The organism is Vibrio sp. LB10LO1, assembly GCF_010092875.1.
Lineage (GTDB): Bacteria > Pseudomonadota > Gammaproteobacteria > Enterobacterales > Vibrionaceae > Vibrio > Vibrio campbellii.
In genome coordinates this window covers 81,970-106,756 of sequence record NZ_JAADJW010000006.1, presented here as the reverse complement: position 1 = coordinate 106,756, position 24,787 = coordinate 81,970, and the positions used below count along the sequence as shown (strand labels likewise).

Annotated in this window: 16 protein-coding genes; 3 read left to right on the top strand and 13 right to left on the bottom strand. The window is 46.7% G+C overall.

All coding sequences use genetic code 11. The annotated features are described in order from the left end of the window. Positions 1-3 precede the first annotated feature (3 nt). Positions 4-3,237, top strand: coding sequence for a carbamoyl-phosphate synthase large subunit (carB, locus tag GXP65_RS06275; RefSeq protein WP_005436162.1), 3,234 nt, complete (start codon positions 4-6; stop codon positions 3,235-3,237). A gap of 82 nt (positions 3,238-3,319) precedes the next feature. Here carB and GXP65_RS06270 read toward each other — a convergent pair whose 3' ends face one another. The 3 genes from GXP65_RS06270 to GXP65_RS06260 form a co-directional block, all read right to left on the bottom strand. Continuing rightward, a complete protein-coding gene (locus GXP65_RS06270; RefSeq protein WP_162860253.1) occupies positions 3,320-3,712 on the bottom strand; it encodes a hypothetical protein in 393 nt (130 codons plus the stop codon). A gap of 121 nt (positions 3,713-3,833) precedes the next feature. Further along, positions 3,834-4,262, bottom strand: a complete 429-nt coding sequence (locus GXP65_RS06265; RefSeq protein ID WP_158652654.1) for a hypothetical protein — start codon at positions 4,260-4,262, stop codon at positions 3,834-3,836. Continuing rightward, positions 4,259-5,137 carry a hypothetical protein gene (locus GXP65_RS06260; protein ID WP_224727121.1) on the bottom strand — a complete coding sequence of 293 codons (879 nt, stop codon included), beginning with the start codon at positions 5,135-5,137 and terminating at the stop codon, positions 4,259-4,261. The genes GXP65_RS06265 and GXP65_RS06260 overlap by 4 nt, the downstream gene beginning before the upstream one ends. A gap of 270 nt (positions 5,138-5,407) precedes the next feature. Between GXP65_RS06260 and GXP65_RS06255 the strand changes: the two genes are divergently transcribed. Next, complete coding sequence (locus GXP65_RS06255; RefSeq protein WP_162092318.1) at positions 5,408-6,187, top strand: TSUP family transporter; 780 nt, start codon at positions 5,408-5,410, stop codon at positions 6,185-6,187. Here GXP65_RS06255 and GXP65_RS06250 read toward each other — a convergent pair. The 10 genes from GXP65_RS06250 to gltB (GXP65_RS06205) form a co-directional block, all read right to left on the bottom strand. Continuing rightward, positions 6,117-6,983 (bottom strand): LysR family transcriptional regulator, encoded by an 867-nt coding sequence (locus GXP65_RS06250; protein WP_071234956.1) that lies wholly within the window; start codon positions 6,981-6,983, stop codon positions 6,117-6,119. The two genes, GXP65_RS06255 and GXP65_RS06250, sit on opposite strands and share 71 nt — an antisense overlap. 130 nt (positions 6,984-7,113) lie before the next feature. Then, the gene (locus GXP65_RS06245; protein WP_005425397.1) at positions 7,114-7,734 is read right to left on the bottom strand and encodes a TRIC cation channel family protein; all 621 of its coding nucleotides are present in this window, start codon (positions 7,732-7,734) and stop codon (positions 7,114-7,116) included. Between the two features lie 77 nt (positions 7,735-7,811). Further along, positions 7,812-8,636 carry a vitamin B12 ABC transporter substrate-binding protein BtuF gene (gene btuF / locus GXP65_RS06240; RefSeq protein ID WP_162092340.1) on the bottom strand — a complete coding sequence of 275 codons (825 nt, stop codon included), beginning with the start codon at positions 8,634-8,636 and terminating at the stop codon, positions 7,812-7,814. After that, positions 8,636-9,589, bottom strand: a complete 954-nt coding sequence (locus GXP65_RS06235) for a cobalamin biosynthesis family protein (RefSeq protein ID WP_162092317.1) — start codon at positions 9,587-9,589, stop codon at positions 8,636-8,638. The genes btuF and GXP65_RS06235 overlap by 1 nt, the downstream gene beginning before the upstream one ends. A 14-nt stretch (positions 9,590-9,603) precedes the next feature. After that, on the bottom strand, positions 9,604-10,299 hold the full coding sequence (gene mtnN / locus GXP65_RS06230; protein WP_005436177.1) for a 5'-methylthioadenosine/S-adenosylhomocysteine nucleosidase: 696 nt from the start codon (positions 10,297-10,299) through the stop codon (positions 9,604-9,606). A gap of 65 nt (positions 10,300-10,364) precedes the next feature. After that, entirely contained in the window at positions 10,365-10,793 is a 429-nt protein-coding gene (locus GXP65_RS06225) for a DUF1499 domain-containing protein (protein ID WP_162092316.1), read from the bottom strand. Between the two features lie 91 nt (positions 10,794-10,884). After that, complete coding sequence (locus GXP65_RS06220) at positions 10,885-12,297, bottom strand: FAD-dependent oxidoreductase (RefSeq protein ID WP_162092315.1); 1,413 nt, start codon at positions 12,295-12,297, stop codon at positions 10,885-10,887. A gap of 20 nt (positions 12,298-12,317) precedes the next feature. Then, positions 12,318-16,781, bottom strand: a complete 4,464-nt coding sequence (gene gltB / locus GXP65_RS06215; protein WP_162092314.1) for a glutamate synthase large subunit — start codon at positions 16,779-16,781, stop codon at positions 12,318-12,320. 452 nt (positions 16,782-17,233) lie between these two features. Then, positions 17,234-18,703, bottom strand: coding sequence for a glutamate synthase subunit beta (locus GXP65_RS06210; protein WP_162092313.1), 1,470 nt, complete (start codon positions 18,701-18,703; stop codon positions 17,234-17,236). Then, entirely contained in the window at positions 18,703-23,253 is a 4,551-nt protein-coding gene (gene gltB, locus GXP65_RS06205; protein ID WP_005425388.1) for a glutamate synthase large subunit, read from the bottom strand. The genes GXP65_RS06210 and gltB (GXP65_RS06205) overlap by 1 nt, the downstream gene beginning before the upstream one ends. 554 nt (positions 23,254-23,807) lie before the next feature. Between gltB (GXP65_RS06205) and GXP65_RS06200 the strand changes: the two genes are divergently transcribed. Beyond that, the gene (locus tag GXP65_RS06200; protein WP_045369973.1) at positions 23,808-24,752 is read left to right on the top strand and encodes a TIGR01212 family radical SAM protein; all 945 of its coding nucleotides are present in this window, start codon (positions 23,808-23,810) and stop codon (positions 24,750-24,752) included. Positions 24,753-24,787: the final 35 nt, after the last annotated feature.

Here is a 24,787-nt window from a genome sequence, read left to right as displayed (position 1 = left end):
ATAATGCCAAAACGTACTGACATTCAAAGTATTCTTATTCTTGGTGCTGGTCCGATTGTTATCGGTCAGGCATGTGAGTTTGACTACTCTGGCGCACAAGCGTGTAAAGCACTGCGTGAAGAGGGTTACCGAGTTATCCTAGTAAACTCTAACCCTGCAACCATCATGACTGACCCAGACATGGCGGATGCAACTTACATCGAGCCAATCCAATGGGAAGTGGTTCGCAACATCATCGCGAAAGAAAAGCCGGATGCAGTACTACCAACAATGGGTGGTCAAACTGCATTGAACTGTGCACTAGACCTAGAGAAGCACGGTGTTCTTGAAGAGTTCGGCGTTGAGATGATTGGTGCGACTGCTGACGCAATCGACAAAGCGGAAGACCGTTCTCGTTTCGATAAAGCGATGAAGTCTATCGGCCTTGAGTGTCCACGTGCAGATACTGCAAAAACGATGGAAGAAGCTTACGCTGTACTCGATATGGTTGGCTTCCCTTGTATCATCCGTCCATCATTTACTATGGGTGGTACTGGTGGTGGTATCGCATACAACAAAGAAGAGTTCGAAGAAATCTGTCGTCGTGGCTTGGACCTATCTCCAACCAACGAACTTCTTATCGATGAATCTCTTATCGGTTGGAAAGAGTACGAGATGGAAGTGGTTCGTGACAAAGCGGACAACTGTATCATCGTATGTGCGATTGAAAACTTTGACCCAATGGGCATCCACACGGGTGACTCAATCACGGTTGCGCCTGCGCAAACACTAACAGACAAAGAATACCAGCTAATGCGTAACGCATCTCTAGCAGTACTGCGTGAGATTGGCGTTGAAACTGGTGGTTCTAACGTACAGTTTGGTATCAACCCGAAAGATGGCCGTATGGTTATCATCGAGATGAACCCACGTGTATCTCGCTCTTCTGCTCTAGCTTCAAAAGCAACAGGTTTCCCAATCGCTAAGATTGCTGCGAAACTGGCAGTTGGCTTTACGCTAGACGAGCTAATGAACGACATTACTGGCGGCGCTACGCCAGCATCATTCGAACCAACAATCGACTACGTAGTAACTAAGATTCCTCGCTTTAACTTCGAGAAATTTGCTGGTGCTAACGACCGTCTAACGACGCAAATGAAGTCAGTTGGTGAGGTAATGGCAATTGGTCGTAACCAACAAGAATCACTACAGAAAGCACTTCGCGGCCTAGAAGTTGGCGCGACAGGCTTTGATGAGATGGTAGACCTAGATGCACCAGACGCACTGACGAAAATCCGCCATGAGCTGAAAGAAGCAGGCGCAGAGCGTATTTGGTACATCGCGGATGCATTCCGTGCGGGTATGTCAGTAGATGGCGTATTCAACCTAACGCAAATCGACCGTTGGTTCCTAGTTCAAATCGAAGACATCGTGAAGCTTGAGCAAGAGCTAAAAGCAAAAGGCTTCGCTGGTCTAAACAAAGAAGAACTTAACAAGCTGAAGCGCAAAGGTTTTGCTGATGCACGTCTATCTAAGATTCTAGGTGTTGCGGAAAGCGAAATCCGTCGTCTACGTGACCAGTACGACATCCACCCAGTGTACAAGCGCGTTGATACGTGTGCGGCTGAGTTCTCTTCTGATACAGCTTACATGTACTCATCTTACGATGACGAGTGTGAAGCGAACCCAACAGACAAAGACAAGATCATGATTCTAGGCGGCGGTCCAAACCGTATCGGCCAAGGTATCGAATTTGACTACTGTTGTGTACACGCATCGCTAGCACTGCGTGAAGATGGCTACGAAACTATCATGGTTAACTGTAACCCTGAGACTGTTTCTACGGACTACGACACGTCTGACCGTCTGTACTTCGAACCAGTAACACTGGAAGACGTACTAGCAATCGCTCGTGTTGAGAAGCCAAAAGGCGTTATCGTTCAGTACGGTGGTCAAACACCACTTAAACTGGCTCGTGCACTTGAAGCGGCTGGCGTGCCAATCATCGGTACTAGCCCAGATGCAATCGACCGTGCAGAAGACCGTGAGCGTTTCCAAGTTGCTGTTGACCGTCTAGGTCTTCTACAGCCAGAAAACGCGACAGTAACGACGATGGAGCAAGCGGTAGAGAAATCTCGTGAAATCGGTTACCCACTGGTTGTACGTCCTTCTTACGTACTTGGTGGTCGTGCGATGGAAATCGTATACGATGAGCAAGACCTACGTCGCTACTTCAACGAAGCAGTAAGCGTATCAAACGAATCTCCAGTTCTACTAGATAGCTTCCTAGACGACGCAGTTGAAGTCGATATCGATGCTATCTGTGACGGTGAGCGTGTGGTTATCGGCGGTATCATGGAGCACATCGAACAAGCGGGTGTTCACTCTGGTGACTCAGCATGTTCTCTTCCTGCATACACGCTAAGCCAAGAAATCCAAGACGTAATGCGCGAGCAAGTTGAAAAGCTAGCGTTCGAGTTGGGTGTTCGTGGTCTGATGAACACGCAGTTCGCGGTTAAGAACAACCAAGTATACCTAATCGAGGTGAACCCTCGTGCAGCGCGTACAGTACCGTTCGTATCTAAAGCGACAGGTGCACCAATCGCTAAGATTGCTGCGCGTGTAATGGCGGGTCAATCGCTTGAAGCTCAAGGATTTACGAAAGAAATCATCCCACCTTACTACTCAGTGAAAGAAGTTGTACTTCCATTCAACAAGTTCCCTGGTGTTGACCCACTGTTAGGCCCAGAAATGCGCTCTACTGGTGAGGTTATGGGTGTTGGTGCTACGTTTGCAGAAGCTTACGCGAAAGCAGAATTGGGTTGTGGCAACATTTACCCAGAAGGTGGTCGTGCACTACTGTCTGTTCGTGCAGGTGACAAAGAGCGCGTTGTAGACCTAGCGTCTAAGTTGACAAAACTTGGTTACCAGTTGGATGCAACACACGGTACCGCTGTCATTCTTGGTGAAGCGGGTATTAACCCACGTCTAGTAAACAAAGTACACGAAGGTCGCCCTCACATTCTTGACCGTATCAAGAACAACGAGTACACCTACATCGTAAACACGGCTGCTGGTCGTCAAGCGATTGAAGACTCTAAAGTTCTGCGTCGCGGCGCACTGGCTGAGAAAGTGAACTACACGACAACGCTAAACGCTGCATTCGCAACTTGTATGGCACATACGGCAGATGCGAAGAGCACAGTAACTTCGGTTCAAGAGCTACACGCAAAAGTGAAAGCTAGCCTAGAAGCGTAATAGATAAAAATCAGTAAGCCCGAAAAATAGGGCTTATATGACAACCTCATTGCCCGCTCATTTGAGCGGGCTTTTTTTGTCTTTAAGGTTTCTTAAAATGGAGAGAATTGAAATGCGCTAAGAAAGCTTGGTAGAGCGGACTTTTGTATAGCATCAAACTGATAACTGAAAGTAACGTCCCTAAAGATGAAGCAATAGTACTGCCATTTGTAATAACAAAATTAGCGCTGCAAGTAACCAGAATAAATGCAATGGTGAGCAAGTTTACTTTCGCTGCAATACTCAAGCCCTTACTTATCGTCAGAATGTTTGGCACACATATTACTGCTGCAGTTATGGTACCGAAGAGAATGAAATAAGTATCGAGTTCCATTTGTTGAGTGATAGAAAACCACTCATTCCAGATGCTTAGGCTTATTGCTAGACCAATGATCAAGCATAGATATAAAGCTACAGGGAGAACCATTTTAGTCATGTGACTCTCTTTAATTTTTAAACTGAAATTCGGTATGTGTCCGACACTACGAAGTAATTCATAATTAGATCAGTGCTCCACATGCTGAGCTCTATCAGTGTGTAGTTATAAAAAACTCTACTTACTTATTTATTTTGTATGCTCTTTTTTCCAGTAAAATATTGTAAGTCGATTCGTCTTTGCTAAATGTATAGTTATTAGACTTAGCAAATACATCAGCTAAGATAGTTGCAGGGTATAATGATAAAAAAGTAGTTATGGAGAGTGCTAAAAAAATCTTACTTGATTTTTTGAATTGGCTCTTAGTTACAAAGTTATTTGATATAATTGAGATAACAAGTATTCTCAAGCATTCAAAAAGAATGAAACTCGCTCCAAGCATATATACATATACTTGATCAAAAGTTGCTATTTCACTTTTAGTGGTTATATTGTCATAGAAGCCACTTATTCCTTTTAGTGAGTATATAAATAGAGAGGTTGATGATATGAGTAAGAATATCAAGTAGAACAATGCTTGTTTTCTATCGTAGTTACCATGCGTCATCATAGTAGTCCTTTGCTCATGTTTTGAGAAAATACCATTGAATGAGCTCTTCTGATAGTTTCGTTGTGTTCTTCTTCTATGTCACTTTTTATGCTTCTATTTATGCTCTCTATATGGTTGTCAATAGAACGAATTAGCTTTTGAGTTAAGCCTTTATCCTGATCTTCCTTATTTAGATAAAGGCCAACAGCGCTACTTATTACAATGGCTGCAAGAATAGGTCCAGCACTTAAAGTCACAGTTACACCAGCAACAGAAGCCGCAAAATTAACAAATATGGCAGCGGCAGCTGATGAAAGTCCAACCTTAATTATATCACTCGCTATAGTTCCTAATAGCTTCGAAAGAGTCTGCTTATCACCTAAGAAGTAATCAACAACTCTGTATGAGCTCAAAAGGATTATCGTGATAACACCACCACTTTTTATCGAGTTAAGAGCAGCTTCAGGCCCAACTGCAAATTTTGCAACTGTTGGTGTAGGTAATAATTTAGCAACTCCTTTTATCTTGACTTTGATAGCTGGTGAGCCTGTCACTATAATGTGCGGTGCTCCAGAGTAGTTCTTGACAACTATCGTACTATTATTCCCGTACAAGTAATTTGCTAGGGTAGATATGAATACTAGGTCTTGCCCTGTAGCAAAATATCCAGCTGAGTTTTCAAACGTTGATTTAATGTTTTCCCAACGAGTTAGCCTTATTTTGTCTTTGATATAATGTTTAACTATGATATCGAAACTATCTAAAGAAAAAATAACGACTTCTTTGTCACTTCTTTTTCTCTCACTTAGAGGATAAGCGCTATTGTATGAAGCTGTACTTCGACTGTTGCTGTGTTTTAGTGGGTAACTACTCATTAGTTGGTTTGCATCCTGCATTCGTTGTTTCTAAAGAATGATGATATAGAACAATGTTAAGCATCTAGTTTTATACCTTTGCTTCGGTTCATCTTCTCAAGTTTGGGATTGTTTTTGCGACGGTACTCTAAACTTCATTTTTTCATTCGTGTTTTTGAGTTGCTTTTTCTAACCGTGCTCTAATTGATGAAAATATGGAATAGGTTAGTGTCTTGAGTTTCCTTTTGTGCGTTTGCTTGGCAGTGCTATCGTTGCCTCATCTTAGTTACAAATATTTACAAGGACGCACAAGTGGAAGTTACGTTCGAAATCTTAATTGCCCTGTTTTTTGTCGCATCCGCTGCGGGATTTATTGATGCGATGGCGGGAGGTGGTGGTCTCTTGACGCTGCCTGCTTTGTTGGCCGCAGGCTTAAGTCCTACTCAGGCATTGGCGACCAACAAACTCCAAAGCTCGTTTGGAAGCTTTTCTGCCAGTTGGTACTTTGTGCGTAATGGCATTGTTAGCCTTAAAGAGATGCGCTTAGCGATTCTATGCACCTTTATTGGTTCCGCTATTGGCGCAGAGGCTGTGCAGTTTATTGATGCCGGTGTGCTCACTAGTCTTATCCCTGTCTTGCTGATCGCGATCTCACTCTATTTTTTGCTCTCTTCAACTTCGAAAGCCGCGGAAGGGGAGCCAAAGCTCTCTGAAGCGATGTTCGCTTTGTGCGTCGGTGGCGGCGTGGGCTTTTACGATGGCTTTTTTGGTCCAGGTACTGGCTCTATCTTTGCGCTTTGCTTTGTCGCACTTGGTCACTTCTCGTTGGTTGATGCGACCGCTCGTACTAAGATTCTAAACTTCACCTCAAATATCGCGGCTCTGCTGTTCTTTATTCTTGCTGGCTTGCCTGTGTGGGAAATCGGTCTGACCATGGCTGTGGGAGGCTTTATTGGTGCTCAGCTTGGTGCCAAAGTAGTGGTGACCAAAGGCCAAAAGTGGATTCGACCTTTAGTTATAACTATGTCAATGCTGATGGCGGCGAAACTTCTTTGGCAACAACATCAACAATGGCTTCTATCACTGTTTTAACTCGTTCATTACGATAGGCGTTGTGGCGTAGGCAGATGTGTATTGGACGAATCAAGGGGGCGAGTTCCTCGAAGTTGTAACAGTACTCCTCCGCTATATTCAGTGTTTTAATGATCGATCTTGGAATTAGAGCTGGCGCCATACCACCTAACGCTAATTGTGCTGCTGCCGTGTACGAATCCATTTCCATTAAAGGCTGGATATTGTGTTTAGAGAGCACGGCCTGCTGATAAGTGTTGGCTGGATTATTTAAGTCATTGGTCAGAATTGCTTTTGGCATCTTTGTGAGCTCATGCCTGCTTATGATAGAGAAAGGCTCATCTGCTAGATGATAACTCATCAAACCATGATGAGGAGGTAAGTAACCCGCGCAGAATCCAAGAGTGGCTTTGCCTGATTTTACGTTTTCTACGATTCGTGGCGTATGGTTGGTTGAAATTCTTAGGTATGGATCTTGGGCTAAGCGCTCTTCCATGATCAAACTGAGGTAACCTGCTACCAACGTTTCCGAACAGTCCATTTTTATCAATGACGAATCTTCGAGCTCTTGTTGGTCATGTATCTGACCACGCAACTCATTAAATGTAGGCTCGATAGTGCTTATTAGTGCTATAGCATCTGAAGTGAGCTTTATATGGCGACCACTTGGTTCTATCAACTTCTTCCCTAGTTTTTTTTCTAGGTTCGCAATCCGTTTGCTGACTGCTGATTGACTGATGTAAAGCTGACTTCCAGTACGACTCATGGTCTTTTCTTTACTCAATACCAAGAGTGTTTCGATACCTTCCAGTAACATGTCTATCCATGAATGTTGGGAATAATAGGCCTAATATAGCCAAGCTTGAGATGAGAAGCGACAGGTGATTTTCCAAACAAAAAGAGCCGACGTTTCAGTCGGCTCTTTTGCGTAAATTGATTGGTATCGATCAGCGATTGATAGCAAAGGTTGGCAGTGACAAGTGCCAGCGAATCGCACCAAGTCGAATAATCAAGGTTGAGATGACACCTGCGAGTAGGGCGACTGAATGGTCGTGTCCCATACTCAATGCCGTTGTATGGAAAATTCCGCCTATGATACATGCGGTCGCATAGACTTCACTTCGCAGTACCATGGGTACCTCGCGAGCCAGCACATCACGAATAATACCGCCACCACAGCCAGTAATGACGCCCATGATCACCGCTACCATGCCTGATGCATTGTAGGCTAGGGCTTTCTCGACACCGATACCGACGAATACCGCCAAGCCAATAGCATCGCATACAGGAAGCACCCACCAGGGCAAGCGCTTAGGGCGACGAATGAGAATCATCGTGAGCAAACAAGTGATGAAAATTACCCAAAGATAAGTGGTGTCAGTGATCCAGAAGACCGGGGTTGCCCCGAGCGCCATATCACGAATAGTGCCGCCGCCAATAGCTGTCACACTACCGAGTACGATCACACCGAAAGGATCCATCTTTAATCGGCCTGCGAGTAAAACGCCAGAAACCGCAAAGACAGCAGTACCGAATAAATCGATCATATAAAGCAGCATGGAGTCCATGTTACTTGGTACCTTTTAAACAAATTGTGGGGGAACAGAAATGGGACGGAAATTGTACGGGATTTCCAACGAAAACGTTAGCGTTTTTGCCGAACGGTTTCAAAGTGTTCACACACCTCTGTGATCGCGTTTAAGGTTCTTGAGGTTGGGCGGTTGATCCAATCTGAATTGAGTGACCAAACATGGTTGTTCTTTAATGCTGGGATGTCGTTTTTCCACTCAGCCCAAATGCCATCATTACTCATGGCATGGCGAGAGGTAAACAGGACTTCGGGTTGGCGAGTAATCACTTGCTCGATGCTGACTTGTGGGTAAGGGGCACTGCCTTTAGCAAAGATATTCTCACCACCACAGAAGGTGAAGACTTCACTTGGCCAGTTCTTACCCGCAACGGTGATGATCGGCTTCTCGCTTAATTGATAGAAGTAACTGACTTTATCCCCGGTATTGTATTTTTCTTTTAACGCTTCTAACTGCGCGCGGAATTCTGCGGCGGCTTTTTGCCCAACTTCTGGCTTCTCACTGTACTGGCTAAGTTGCTCAATGTTCGTAGCGATGTCTTCTAACGTTCCAGTAGTTGAGTAGTAGATAGGAATGCCAAACTGCTTGAGCTTTTCAAGTTCTTTGGCTGGATTACCTGCAGGCCAAGCGATAACTAAATCGGGTTGAAGGGCAATGATGCGCTCTAACTTGATGCCTTGATAGTTTGATACTTTCTCTAAATCTTTAGCTTGCTCGGGGTAGTCACTCATCTCGCTGACGGCAATCAGTTTGTCACCAAGACCTGCAGCATAGGCGATTTCTGTTGAGTGTGGTGCCAGGCTGATGACGCGTTGAACTGGTTCATTGGCAAAAGAAGCAGCAGAGAAGATAAGAGGAAGAGCAAAGCAAAGTTTGTTCATCATAGTCCTTGATAAATGAGTCCGAGAATCAGGCTTTGGATAATGATCCAAGCAAAAATACGCCATACAATGAGGGTTTGGATTTGTGCCAAATGAATAGCAGATGGCGCTATACGACCACCAATTTTCGCTCGTTCAGCTCGTTGACCTTGGTACAGCGCTGGGCCGCCAAGTGACAATTGAAGCTTGTTACCAATCGAGCACAACAACCAAGCAGGCCCTGGAAGTGGCCAAGACTTCGCTTGTTGAAGCATGGCAGTCGAAACACTCGATAGGTTTTTACCCGTGCTAATGAAGACGGCAAATAAGCGTAAAGGAACAATCTCCAATGCAGCCGTTAGCTGAATAGCAGGCTTACCAAAAGGTGAATACTGACGGCGACTTGGGGACCAAGCACGAGCGAGCTCTGCCGTTAGGCGATACATTAATGCGCCAATTCCACCAGTCAATCCATACCAGAACAACACGCACACAACGTTACGTCCGTAGCCCATGATGATGGTCTCTGCGCCTGCTTTACCAATGCCAAGCAGTGACAAGCTCTCGGTATCTCGATTAAGGTAAGGCTTGAGTAGTGCTCGGCACTGCACTTTGTTCTCATTCGACATCGCGGTGACTAGTTGTTTAGCAAGTGACTCGTTGTTCCGCCAGTCAAGAGCAATCAGCAGTAATGCCAACTCAAATAAGGGCGCTTGCCAAACTAAGGGCTTCATCGCGAGCAGTAATATCAAGCAGGGTACAAGCATAAGAAGCAGTGCGAGTCCGCCAGAGAGAATGCTTTGTGAGTAGCTGTGGTTGTTATTAACTTTGTTCGCCAGTTGTTCTGCGAATTTATGCCACAACGTTACAGGATGAGCTGCGTGAGGAATGGGGATTAATAAGTGGAATAGTAATGCGCCCCACATGACGAGGAGCGCACCATTGGCATAGAGCTGTTGAAATATTTCTTCCATGAAATTCTGGGGACTTACTTAGTCAGTTCCAACATTTTGCATACCATTTCTGAAGAGCTTTTCGCTGCTAGCGGTAGGAACTCTTCGAAGCTCATTGGTGATTCTTTGTCTGCTACGTCAGAGATAGCACGAACAACAACAAACGGTGTGTTGAATTGGTGGCAAGTTTGAGCGATAGCAGATGCTTCCATTTCTACAGCGATAACTGAAGGGAAGTGTTTACGGATAAACTCTTGGCGTTCTGCTGTGCAAACAAAAGCATCACCAGTACAGATCAGGCCGCGAACGGCGTGAGTGTTTTCCATCTGAGCCAGTGCTTTTTCAGCAAGGTCCATTAACTTCTCATCCGCTTTGAATGCCGCTGGTTGGCCTGCCATTTGACCCATTTCGTAGCCAAACGCAGTTACGTCTGCATCGTGGTGACGAACTTCTGTTGAGATTACAACGTCGCCTAGGTTTAGGCTTGAATCGAAGCCACCCGCAGAGCCAGTGTTGATAACCACATCTGGTTGGTACTCGTCTAGCAGAATAGTTGTGCCTACTGCAGCCGCTACTTTACCGATGCCAGATTGAAGCAGTACCACATCAACGTCGTTAATCTGACCAGAGAAAAACGTACAACCTGCTTTGCTTACTGTTTGGCAGTTTGTCATTGCTTCTTTCAGGATGGTGACTTCTTGTTCCATCGCACCGATGATACCAACTTTCATAACACTCTCTTTCGATAAAAATTTAAGTTGGCGAGAGTATACCACTCTGCACCAATATGTGGTCGTTATTTGATTAACTCAGCATTCGCCAACAGTGAACGTAATTGTTCAGCACGCTTACGGTTCACGCCAAAGTCTGAATAGCCAACGCGAGATTCAGAACGAACAGTAAGCTGGTCGCCTTCGATCTTAAGCTCTAAATCGTCCACAAAGCGCATTATTTTAGATGTGCATTCGATACGTAGATAATTGCCTTCTTTAACGGCTGTCTTCGCGCCTGGCAGTTCAAGCGCCACTTGCTCAATTGCATCGATGTTCGTGGATTCGGTTAGGGTGAATGGTGTTAGGTTGTATTCTTCACGCGTGTCTTGGGTGGAGACGCAGTTTGGTTTGTCACCACAAGGTGATTGCGAACGATCCGTCATGGTTGTGACTCCTTGGCTACAAGCGGTTAAGCCGAGCAAAGTAATGGAAAGGAGAGCGGCTTTTTTCATTGGTTTTATCCCTTATCTTAGGAATTTAATTATATGTAATAAAAGAAAAAAGGATCCAATAGTAGGATCCTTTTTGAGACGTTAACAGTGATTAAACTTCAAGGTAATCGAGAATACCTTCTGCGGCTTTTCGACCTTCATCAATTGCGGTCACTACCAGATCTGAGCCTCGAACCGCATCGCCACCAGCGAAGATCTTTTTGTTGCTGGTCTGGAATTGGAACTCTTGTTTCGCAGGAGCTTTGATACGGCCCCATTGGTCCAACTCGACATCAAACGGCGCCAACCAATCCATTTTGTGTGGTTGGAAGCCAAACGCCATGATAACGACGTCTGCTGGTAGAACGTGCTCACTGCCTTCGACGGGTTCTGGACGGCGACGACCCGCTTCATCAGGCTCGCCAAGGGCAGTTTTCACCACTTTGACCCCCGAGACCTTACCTGACGAATCGACTTCAATTCCTAAAGGCTGGAGGTTGAACATAAACTTCACGCCTTCTTCTTTGGCGTTTTTCACCTCGCGGCGAGAGCCGGGCATATTGGCTTCATCACGACGGTAAGCACATACCACGTTTGACGCGCCTTGGCGGATAGAGGTACGAACACAGTCCATTGCGGTATCACCACCACCAAGTACGACGACGCGTTGTTTTGCCATGTCGATAAAAGGTTTGTCGTGCTCAAAGCCCATGACCTTGTAAGTATTTGAAATCAAGAATGGCAGAGCATCGTAAACGCCCGGCGCACCTTCATTTTCTAGTCCCGCACGCATGTACTTGTAAGTACCAACACCCAAAAAGACGGCATCGTACTCATCAAGTAGCTCTTGCATCTGTACATCTTTACCTACTTCGACATTCATCTGGAACTCTACGCCCATCTCGGTGAAGACGCGACGGCGGTTTTCCATTACGCCTTTTTCAAGCTTGAACGAAGGGATACCGAAGGTCAGTAGGCCTCCAATTTCAGGATAGCGGTCAAATACGACAGGTTTCACGCCATTGCGCACTAGGATATCAGCGGCTGCCAAGCCTGCAGGGCCTGCACCAATGATAGCAACCTTTTTATCGGTCCACTCCACCTTGGACATGTCAGGCTTCCAGCCCATTTCAAAGGCTTTGTCGGTAATGTATTTTTCAACGTTACCTATAGTGACTGCACCAAAGTCCTCATTGAGAGTACAAGAGCCCTCGCATAGACGATCTTGCGGACATACTCGGCCACAAACTTCAGGCAAGCTGTTGGTTTGGTGTGATAGCTCAACGGCTTCGAGGATACGACCTTCATTGGCTAGCTTTAACCATTGTGGGATGTAGTTGTGTACTGGGCACTTCCATTCACAATATGGGTTACCACAATCTAAGCAGCGATCCGCCTGCGCAGTCGCTTGTTGCTTGGTAAATGGTTCATAGATTTCAACGAATTCGATCTTACGCACTTTGATAGGTTTCTTCGCAGGATCTACGCGTTGAACATCGATAAATTGATAAACGTTCTGACTCATGATTCAAACATCCTCCATGATTACTGGGCTTGAACGCGCAGTTCTGCGGCACTGCGACTCTGGTGGCCAAGTAGCGTGCGCAAGTCCGCCGCTTGTGGTTTCACCAAGTAGAACTTTGGAATCCATTCATCAAAGTTCGCCAAGATATCTTCTGCGTGGCTAGAGCCGGTTTCTTCAAGATGTTCGGCAATAAGACCACGTAAGTGCTCTTGGTGGATATAGAGATCTGACAGAGATATCGCTTCAACCGATTCGTTGTTCACGCGACCTTGGAAATCTTGGTTCTCATCCAATACGTAAGCAAAACCGCCAGTCATGCCTGCGCCAAAGTTCACGCCTGTCGCGCCAAGAATGGCAACAATACCGCCGGTCATGTATTCACAAGCGTTATCGCCAGCGCCTTCGATGACGGCAATCGTACCTGAGTTACGTACGCCAAAACGCTCACCTGCTTTACCTGCCGCAAACAGCTTACCGCCGGTCGCGCCGTACAAACAGGTGTTACCAATGATGGTCGCTTCATTACACTTAAATGCAGTGCCAAGGTGAGGTTTGATAACCACCTTACCGCCAGCCATGCCTTTACCTACGTAGTCGTTTGCATCGCCAGTGAGGTAAAGCTCTACACCACCCGCATTCCAAACGCCAAATGACTGACCAGCAGTGCCATCCAAGTGCAGTTTGATTGGCGTTGCTGCCATGCCTTGGTTGCCGTAACGCTGAGCGATTTCACCTGATAGGCGAGCACCCACAGAGCGATCAGTGTTGATCACGTTGTAGAAGAAGCTAGCAGATTGACGTTTTTCAACCGCTTGTAGTGCATCTTCGATGATCTTGTTGTTTAGCTCTGCTTTATCAAATGGTGTATTTGGTTGTGTCCAGTAAAGAGGGTGTCCTTCTGGAGAGACTGGTGCTTCAAGGATATTCGACAAATCCAGCTTGGTTTGTTTTGCTGTCAGACCTTCAACGGTTTCCAACAAATCGGTACGACCAATCAAGTCAGTCAGTTTTTCAACACCAAGTTCAGCGAGCAATCCGCGCACTTCGTCCGCCAGACCGATGAAGTAGTTCATCACCATTTCCGGTAGGCCTTTGAAGTACTCTTTACGCAATGTCTCGTCTTGAGTCGCAACGCCAGTAGCACAGTTGTTGAGGTGACAAATACGTAGGAATTTACAACCCATTGCCACCATTGGCGCAGTACCAAAACCGAAGCTTTCCGCACCGAGAATCGCCGCTTTCACCACGTCTAGACCCGTTTTTAGACCACCATCTACCTGTAGACGTATCTTATGGCGTAGACCATTGGCAACCAGTGCTTGTTGGGTCTCTGCCAGTCCCAATTCCCAAGGGCTACCTGCGTATTTCACTGAGGTTAGTGGGCTTGCTGCAGTACCACCGTCGTAACCCGAGATGGTAATGAGATCAGCGTAAGCTTTCGCGACACCTGTTGCGATGGTGCCGACGCCTGGTTCAGAAACTAACTTCACCGAAACCAGCGCATTTGGATTGACTTGTTTTAGGTCGAAGATCAGCTGGGCTAAATCTTCAATCGAATAAATATCGTGGTGTGGAGGAGGGGAAATCAGAGTCACCCCCTGTACCGAATAACGCAGTTTTGCAATTTCTGCGGTGACTTTGTGTCCCGGTAACTGACCACCTTCGCCCGGCTTCGCACCCTGTGCGACCTTGATCTGCAGTACGTCCGCATTGGTTAGATAGTGAGGGGTAACACCAAATCGACCTGAAGCAATCTGCTTGATGCGCGAGTTACGCTCTGTACCGAAGCGACGTGGATCTTCACCGCCTTCACCCGAGTTAGAGTAGCCACCAAGGCGGTTCATCGCTGTTGCAAGTGCTTCGTGTGCTTCTGGGCTAAGTGCACCAATGGACATTGCCGCCGAGTCAAAGCGTTTGAAGAGTTCTGTGCTTGGCTCGATTTGGTCAAGTGGTAATGGGGAATCTGATTTTTTCAGCGCCATTAAGTCACGCAGCATGGCAACAGGACGTTGGTTCACCTGTTTAGCAAAGCTCTGATAATCGTTACTTTCGCCTGATTTAACCGCAGTTTGCAGTGTGCCAACCACGTCCGGGTTGTAGGCGTGATATTCACCACCGTGGACATATTTCAATAAACCACCATGCTCGATAGCTTTACGTTTCGCCCAAGCTTTACGAGAAAGGTTGTACAAATCTTGTTGGAAGTCGTCGAAGTTCGCGCCTTCAATACGAGTCGTCACGCCTTTAAAGCACAAATCGACGACTTCTTGGCTCAGGCCAACTGCTTCAAACAGTTGCGAGCAACGGTAAGAGGCGATGGTAGAAATCCCCATTTTCGACATGATCTTGTACAGACCCTTGTTGATGCCGTATTGGTAGTTTTGCATCACATCGCGATAGTCTTTTTCTAGCGCTTTATCATCAATCAGTTTGCCTAGCGCTTCATAAGCTAGGTATGGGTAAACTGCAGTGGCGCCAAAGCCAAGCAAGACAGCAAATTGGTGTGGGTCACGTGCAGTTGCTGTCTCGACAACAATGTTGGCATCACAACGTAAGTTGGCATCGATCAAGCGAGTTTGAACCGCACCGACCGCCATTGCTGCAGGAATTGGCAACTTGCCTTTGACTAAAGCGCGATCTGAAAGCACCACTAGAACCGTGCCTTCACGCACCACTTGTTCTGCTTGCTCACACAGATCATCAATGGCTTGTTTGAGATCTTTCTGTTGTGGGTCGTAGTTGATGTCGAGAATGGTATTACGGTAGTGATCGTCACCAAGCTCAAGCAATTGCTGCATGTCTGAGTAAAGTAACACTGGCGAATCGAAGGTGACTCGGTAGGCGTGGCCATCGGTTTCACAGAAGACGTTCATCTCCTGACCAATACTGGTCGCTAGTGACATTACGTGTTTCTCACGCAATGGATCGATTGGCGGGTTGGTTACCTGAGCGAACTTCTGACGGAAGTAATCAGTCACCAAGCGCTCTTTCGACGATAAGACGGCCATCGGGGTGTCATCACCCATGGAGCCGACCGCTTCTTGGCCCATATCACCAAGAACACGCAGTACTTGATCGACCTCTTCATTGCTCATAGCAAATTGCTTTTGATAAGTCTTGAGTAAGTCTTCATCAAAGCTGCGCTCACCCACTTGATCTTCAGGTAGCTGAGCAAAAGGAGTGAGTTTGCGAACGTTGTTTTCCATCCATTCGCGGTAAGGGTGGCGAGATTTCAAATCGTTATCGATCTCGCTAGACTGCCAAAGCTTACCTTTACGAGTATCGACAACCAGCAGTTCACCCGGACCAACACGGCCTTTCTCGGCAACTTCATCGGGAGCGTAATCCCAAATCCCTACTTCTGATGCCAGGGTGATAAATTTGTCTTTAGTAATCACATAACGTGCAGGGCGTAGACCATTACGGTCTAGGTTACAGGCAGCGTAACGGCCGTCGGACAATACGATACCTGCCGGACCATCCCATGGCTCCATGTGCTTGGAGTTGAAGTCGTAAAACGCTCGCAGATCCGGGTCCATGTCTGGGTGGTTTTGCCATGCTGGTGGCACAAGCATACGCATGGCACGGAAGATATCCATACCGCCAGAAAGGAATAGATCCAACATATTATCTAAGCTGGAAGAATCTGAACCTGTCTCGTTCACAAACGGTGCTGCGGTTTGTAGGTCCGGCAGTAGCGGTGACGAGAACTTGTAAGCACGCGCTCGCGCCCACTGTCTGTTACCTTCGATAGTGTTGATCTCACCATTATGTGCAAGGTAACGGAACGGTTGAGCCAGAGGCCAACGCGGTTGAGTGTTGGTAGAAAAACGCTGGTGGAACAGGCAGATAGCGGATTCCATGCGTAGATCAGCAAGATCAAGATAGAAGCGCGGTAAGTCCGCAGGCATGCACAAGCCTTTGTACACCAAAACTTGTGTCGACAAGCTACAGATGTAGAAGTCAGGATCTTCGGTGATTTGTTTCTCGATGCGACGGCGTGCAATATAGAGGCGACGCTCAATGTCACGCTCGCGCCAACCTGCCGGAGCAGAGATAAAGACTTGCTGAATGTCTGGAAGTGAATCGGCGGCGATTGGGCCGAGTACTTCTGAATTGGTTGGTACTTCACGCCACCCAGCTACCGTCAGAGTCTCTTGTGCGAGCTCTTTGTTGATGATGTCTTTGGCGAGTTGGGCTTTCACCGGATCTTGGTTGAAGAAAATCATCCCAACGGCGTATTGCTTGCCAAGGTTGAAGCCATTTTCTTCGGCGATAAGGCGTAAATAGGAATCGGGCTTTTGTAGAAGAAGACCACAACCATCACCGGTTTTTCCATCGGCGGCGATGCCACCACGGTGGGTCATGCGATCAAGTGCAGAAATTGCTGTACGTACCAGCTTGTGACTTTGCTCGCCTTCCATGTGCGCGATCAAGCCAAATCCACAGTTGTCTTTCTCAAGACTTGGATCATAAAGAGCCATTGCAATTCTCCCTTTGCTTATCTGTCATCCCGACAGATATATCAACACTGCTCAAGTTGATAATGATGACTAACTATGCGTCACTTTCTAAGTTTTATGTATATCTATTCAATAAAATTCGTCAAATATCTTAACAAAAATTGTGTGTTTTATTTTCACCAACTTCACAAGCTATAGCTTATTGTAAAAAAGGTCAAGTTATTAGTGAATCATCGCGTGAATATGCGATTTACCATTTAAATGGCTGAAATAGTTCAAGAAAAACAGTGAGATAGAAAAATGATTGTTACAAAAAAGTAACATTTGATTCTGGAGGGAATAAAAAAGACCAGCACAAAATGCTGGTCAAAATAAAAAGATTGGAAGGAACTGTTTTCTTTCCTGACAACCAGCCATCTATAGTACTGATGGCTGGATTTATGCTCCGAAAAGAGGAAGTGAGCGCACTCCCTTTAAGCTGAAAGCATCAGTGAATCTGCTTTTGCTTCTAGGTTCGTGCCACCCATTAGGTAATCATCGATAGCACGGGCACATTCGCGGCCTTCATTGATACAACGAACCACCAAAGATTGGCCTGTTCGCATATCACCGGCAGCAAATACACCTTCTTGGTTAGTAGCAAAACCTTGAGTTGCTACGTTACCGCGATCATCTAGTGCGATATCCAATTGAGCAAGTACACCTGTTGGTTCTGGGTGCAGGAAGCCCATCGCTAGGAATGCCATATCACATGGAATCACACGCTCGCTACCTTCTACTTCTTTGAAGCTTGGGCGCTCGCCTGGTTTCGCATCTTGCCAAACGATATCAGCTAAACGAAGGCCTGTAACTTCACCTTTGTCATTGCCGATGAACTCTTTGGTTAGGATGTTCCAGTGACGATCAACACCTTCTTCATGAGACGTCGAAGTACGTAGGATCATCGGGTACTGTGGCCATGGCATATTGGCAGGGCGTTTCTCTGGTGGAATCGGCATGATTTCAACCTGAGTGATGCTTGCTGCGCCATGTCGGTTTGAGGTACCTACACAGTCAGAACCCGTATCACCACCACCGATAACGACAACATGTTTACCCGCGGCGTGAAGTTCTTCACCTTTAAGATCCATGTCGTTGGCACGGCGGTTGTTTTGACCTAGGAATTCCATTGCGAAGTGAACGCCTTTTAGTTCACGACCCGGAACTGGCAAATCACGAGGAACGGTTGAACCACCCGTTAGTAGAACCACATCGAATTCTTGACGAAGTTGCTGAGCATTCACATCAACACCAACGTGTTGGTTAACTTTGAATTCAATACCCGCTTCTGCCATTAGGTTGATCTTACGATCAATCACGTCCATACCCAGTTTGAAATCTGGGATACCAAAACGTAGTAGACCGCCTACTTTCTCGTCTCGCTCGAATACTGTCACAGTATGACCGGCGCCGTTTAGCTGCTCAGCAGCCGCAAGGCCAGCAGGGCCCGAACCGATGATCGCAACGGTTTTGCCAGTGCGAGAACGTGGTGTTTTTGGTTTGGCGTACCCTTCACGATACGCTGTTTCTACGATGGTTTTCTCGATATTACAGATAGTGATTGGATCTTGGTTGATGCCAAGTACACAAGCACTTTCACATGGAGCAGGGCAAACACGACCAGTGAACTCTGGGAAGTTATTGGTTGAGCTTAGAATGTTCCAAGCTTCTTCCCAGCTATCACGATAAACCGCATCGTTAAACTCTGGGATGATGTTACCGATAGGGCAGCCGTTATGACAAAACGGCACACCACAATCCATACAACGAGAAGCTTGAGTATTGATCTTGTCACCAAACTCCTCGTTCAGAACGAACTCTTTGTTGTTCTTGATGCGTTCAGCTGGGTCGATCTTCTGTGGTAGTTCACGACCATGCTCTAAAAATCCAGTAGGCTTACCCATTATACGGCCTCCACTTGAGTTTCGTTTCCTTGAGACTGTGCTTCAGCTTTACGCTTTTGAAGAACCGCTTTGTAGTCACGCGGCATTACCTTAACCATAGAGGCAAGGCTAGCTTCAAAGTTGTCTAGGAAAGACTGAGCGACTTCACTTCCTGTGAATTGAACATGCTTAGTTAGCATGTCGAGTAATAGATCTCTGTCTTCTTGCTCGATTGGATCTAGGTCTACTAGCTCTGGGTTCAGTTTTGACTCAAAGTCACCTGATTTATCCCAGACGTAAGCCACGCCACCACTCATACCTGCGGCAAAGTTACGACCTGTTGAACCAAGGATGATGGCTGCACCGCCAGTCATGTATTCACAACCGTGGTCACCGACGCCTTCTACTACTACTTTCGCGCCTGAGTTACGAACACAGAAACGTTCACCAGCCATACCGCGAATGAAAGACTCACCCGAAGTTGCACCGTAGAAACACACGTTACCAACCACGATGTTGTCTTCCGCGACAATGCTTGATTTCGCATCTGGATAAAGTACTAAGGTACCGCCAGATAAGCCTTTACCCCAGTAGTCGTTCGCGTCGCCTTCCACTTCAAACTTCACGCCCTTAGCGAGGAATGCACCGAATGACTGACCCGCAGAACCTTTGAACTTCACGTTCATTGGCTGAGGTAGACCGGCATCTTTGTACACTTTCGAGATTTCGTTCGACAACATGGTACCTGCAGAGCGGTCCGTGTTAACGATAGGGAACTCGGCATTCACCGCTTCGCCTTTCTCGAGTGCAGGAATCGCTGCTTGAATCAGCTTACGGTCTAGTACTTCTTCTAGGTTGTGGTTTTGCTGAGCTTGGTTGAATACACCATCAGCTTCACGTGGTTGCTCAACATGGAGAACAGGAGACAGATCAAGGTTCTTGTATTTCCAGTGAGAAACGTCTTGGCGAATCTTCAGCTTTTGACCTTGACCGACCATCTCATCGATAGTGCGGAAGCCAAGTTCAGCCATGATTTCACGCAGACCTTGTGCCATGTATTGGAAGAAGGTTACGACGTCTTCTACGCGACCATCAAAGCGCTCGCGAAGTGTCTTGTTTTGAGTCGCGATACCAACAGGACAGGTGTTCTTATGACACTTACGCATCATGATACAACCTTCAACCACCAAGGCTGCGGTTGCCACGCCCCATTCTTCTGCACCAAGTAGTGTTGCCACTGCAAGGTCGCGAGGTGTCTTCATCTGACCATCCGCTTGAACCACGATACGGTTACGTAGACCGTTCTTAAGTAGCGTTTGGTGCGTTTCTGCCAAGCCAAGTTCCCAAGGAAGACCAGTATGACGGATTGAAGACATTGGGGATGCACCAGTACCGCCGTCAAAACCTGCGATAAGTACAACGTCCGCTTTCGCTTTCGCTACACCAGAAGCGATCGTACCTACGCCAGCTTCCGATACCAGCTTAACGTTGACACGGCCCGCGCGGTTCGCGTTCTTCAAGTCGTAGATAAGCTGAGCCAAATCCTCGATTGAATAGATATCGTGGTGTGGTGGTGGCGAGATAAGGCCAACGCCCGGAGTCGAGTGACGTGTTGCACCGATCCAGTCATCTACTTTATCGCCTGGTAGCTGACCACCTTCACCTGGCTTCGCGCCTTGAGCCATTTTGATTTGTAGCTCTTCAGCGTTAGTTAGGTAGTAAGAGGTTACGCCGAAACGGCCTGAAGCCACCTGCTTGATTGCAGAGCGTTCCCAATCGCCGTTCTCTTTACGCTCGAAACGCATTGGGTCTTCACCACCTTCACCAGAGTTCGATTTCGCGCCAAGACGGTTCATCGCAACAGCCAGTGTGGAGTGTGCTTCGTAAGAAATAGAACCGAATGACATTGCACCTGTCGCGAAGCGTTTCACGATGCTTTCAATTGGCTCGACTTCGTCGATAGAGATAGAACCTGCTGGGTTCTTAATGAACTCAAGTTGGCTACGCAGGGTTACCGCGTTGTCACCTTGTTTATCTACGGCTGTCGCGTACTGCTTGAACTGATCGTAGTTCTTGTTGCGCGTAGACTCTTGAAGTAGAGAAATAGTCTCTGGGTTGAATAGGTGCTTCTCACCACGCTGTTTCCATTGGTAAACACCACCAACATCCAGCATTTGAATTGGGATTTCGCGTTGTGGGTAACCGATGCGGTGACGGATCAGCACTTCTTTGGCGATATCATCAAGGGTTAGACCTTGGATACGAGAAACCGTACCAGTGAAGTATTTGTCGACCACTGATTTGTGGATGCCCAACGCTTCGAAGATTTGCGCACCGTGGTACGACTGTAGCGTAGAGATACCCATCTTCGAGAAGATCTTCAGAAGACCGCCATTGATCGCTTTACGGTAGTTGTTGAACAGATCGCGAGGGTTCGCTTCTGGATCCAACTTCTTAGTACGTTGAAGTTCAATGATGGTTTCAATTACTAGGTATGGGTTAACCGCATTCGCACCGTAACCAAGTAGCGTTGCAAAGTGGTGCGTTTCACGCGCGTCACCAGTTTCAACCACGATGTCACACTTCGCACGTAGACCTTTACGGATCAAGTGGTGGTGCACTGCGCCAACTGCCAGCATTGCTGGAATCGCTGCGTGGTTTGAGTTCACTGCACGGTCAGTTAGTAGGATGATTGAGTAACCATCGATAACCGCGTCTTCTGCGTATTGGCAGATACGTTTTAGTGCACGTTCAAGCTTGCCTTGATCTTCATTGGCTTGGAATACGATATCCAAAGTCTTCGCTTGCAGGTGCTCGTTATCGATCGCACGCAGTTTTTCAAGCTCAGAGTTCGCCAGAACAGGCGATTCCAATTCAACTTTCTGACAGTGAAGTGGTGTTTCAGTCAGAAGGTTTTGGTCTTTACCCAAGTAAGTGTTCAGCGACATAACCATACGCTCACGGATCGGGTCGATCGGTGGGTTAGTTACCTGTGCAAACAGCTGCTTGAAGTAGTTTGAAAGATGCTGAGATTGATGAGATAGAACCGCAAGAGGCCAGTCGGCACCCATTGCTGATAATGGCTCTTTCGCATCATTCGCCATTGGAACGATGATTTCGTTCACTTCTTCAGTGCTCACACCGAAAGCTTGTTGACGGTGTAGCAAGCGCTCAGGAGAAGGTTGGCTGAACTGGTTGCTCGCATCTGGCAACTTCTTCAAGCTCAGTAGGTTTTCTTCTACCCACTTCTCGTAAGGCTGCGCCGTTGCAATGGTGTCTTTCACTTCTTCATCAGAGATGATGCGACCTTGCTCTAGGTCTGCAACGAAGATACGACCTGGTTGTAGACGACCACGGAACTCAACGTTCTCTGGCTCAATATCCACAACACCAGATTCAGATGCCATTACTAGGAAGTTGTCTTTGGTCACTGTGTATCGAGAAGGGCGCAAACCGTTACGGTCTAGTGTCGCACCAACTTGAACACCATCAGTAAAACATACTGAAGCAGGACCATCCCATGGTTCCATGATGTTCGCGTGGTACTGATAGAACGCGCGACGTTTAGGATCCATGTTTTTGTTTTCTTGCCATGCTTCCGGGATCATCATCATCAATGCGTGTGGCAGGCTGCGACCAGAAAGAACTAGGAGCTCAAGTGCCATGTCAAAGTTAGATGAATCCGAGCTGCCTTCCTGACAGATTGGAAGAAGCATGTCGATTTCAGCCTGAGTAAACAGGTCTGATTCTAGGATTGCTTCACGGGCTTTCATCCAGTTCAAGTTACCGCGAACTGTATTGATTTCACCGTTGTGGGCAATGTAACGGAAAGGCTGTGCAAGACGCCATTTCGGGAAGGTATTGGTAGAGAAGCGAGAGTGTACCAGTGCCAGTGCGGTCACCATGGTCGGGTTTTGTAGATCAAGGAAGTACTGAGGTACTTGCTCGGTCGTTAACTGACCTTTGTACACCAATGTCTTGTAAGACATGGAGTTAATGTAGAAGTCGTCACCAATGTTCGAAACGCTTTCTAGGCAAACACGTACAGTGTAGTTACGAAGTACGTACAGTTTGCGTTCTAGCTCTTCAGGTGTGATGCCAGGGCCACCAGAGATAAACACATGCTCAAACTGAGGTTCTGTGCTTAGTGGGTCTGCACCGATCATTGAGTTGTCGGTTGGCAAAACGCGGTAGCCGATAACTTCAAGATCTAGACGCTGTGCGTTACGTTCTAGAATGTCACGGCATTGTTCGCGTTTGTATTCGTCTTTCGGGAAAAGAACGACACCAACACCATACTTTTCAAACGAAGGCAGTTTAATGCCTAACTTAACGGCTTCTTCTAATAGGAATTCATGAGGTTTTTGTAGCAAGATACCCGCACCGTCACCGCTGCATGGGTCACAACCTTGACCACCACGGTGTTCCATGCGAGCCAGCATATCCAATGCTTGAGTCACTACTTCATGAGATTTACGGTTTTTAAGGTGAGCAACAAAACCGATACCACAAGCGTCATGCTCCAGCTCCGGAGTGTACAGACCCTGTGAATTTTGCTCTCTATCTACCATAGATACATCCTTCCAGTTCAATGTCGACGCAAGAATCCCGGACAGATCTCGACTGCCTTAGGTGCGCTCTTTGCGTCTTGTCCTTTATATTTATGATTCGCCACTGGCCGAGGTTGACCAGTCTTGATTCCTTTCCGTATCTCGCAGGAAAAATTTTGCGAGAAAAACAATCCTTGGTGATATCCCTTTATTTATTGCCACAATTTAGTGACTTATATAGGTGGGAGCGGGGTATCGCCGACAATTCCCGCAGTTATTGTTGTAATAAAAGTCACAAAAACAACGGGGTTGTGTAAGTATCCTACAATTTTGTGACTTGAGAATGCAACGAAAAGTCGCTTTTGTGACCCAATTTTTTCGTTTAAATATTCACTTTTTGTTTAACATTTGCGCAACATTGCGGGTTTTGAGTTGGTTTTATGCAGTTTTATTGATTTCACACCGCTATCTGTTTGTTTGAATTGACTAGAATTATTTGTTTTTTCTTGCAGGGATGTAATTTATTTACATGAATCGTAGTGAGATTTATTACGGTTTACTATTGGTGAGAATCTATGCAGTTACATGAGTTGGTCAATACACTAGGCCAAGATCTTCAGCGTCGCTACGGCGAAAAAGTCCATAAGCTGACTTTACATGGTGGCTTTAGTTGCCCAAACCGCGACGGCACGATTGGCCGAGGTGGTTGTACATTCTGTAATGTGGCTTCGTTTGCTGACGAAGAAGTGCAGATCAAAAGCATTCACGATCAATTGAAAGATCGCGCTGGAGAGATCCATCGAGCGAAGAAGTATCTGGCTTATTTTCAGGCGTACACCAGTACCTATGCAGAAGTACAAGTTCTTAAAAACATGTACGAAGAAGCTCTCAAAGCGGCTGATATCGTCGGCCTTTGTGTGGGCACTCGTCCTGATTGCGTTCCTGATGCGGTATTAGATCTGCTTTCGGATTACGTGAATCAAGGCTATGAGATTTGGCTAGAGCTAGGTCTTCAAACGGCCAACAATGACACCCTCAAGCGTATCAATCGTGGTCATGATTTTGAGTGCTACGCAGAAATCACCAAGCGTGCTCGTGCACTTGGTATCAAAGTGTGCACCCACCTGATCGTTGGTTTGCCGAAAGAGACACGCGACGACAACGTTGAAACACTGCGTAAAGTGCTCGAAGTCGGTACTGACGGCATCAAGCTTCACGGTCTACATATTGTCGAAGGCAGTACTATGGCAAAAGCGTGGCGTGCTGGAAAGCTAGAAGCGCCTGAGCTTGAAGAGTATGTGGCTATCGCCAGTGAAATGATCCGTATGACGCCAAAAGAGGTGATTTATCATCGTGTTTCTTCTGCGGCGCGTCGTCCAACCTTGCTATCACCACTGTGGTGTGAGAACCGCTGGCTCGCGATGACCGAAATTGGTCGCGCATTGGACCGAGAGGGTGCACAAGGTAGCTTAACCGGCGATGCTTTCATCTATAGCAAACCAGAATTAAAGGCAGAATGATCGATTAAGAACTGTTATATTTCTCCCGATTTGCT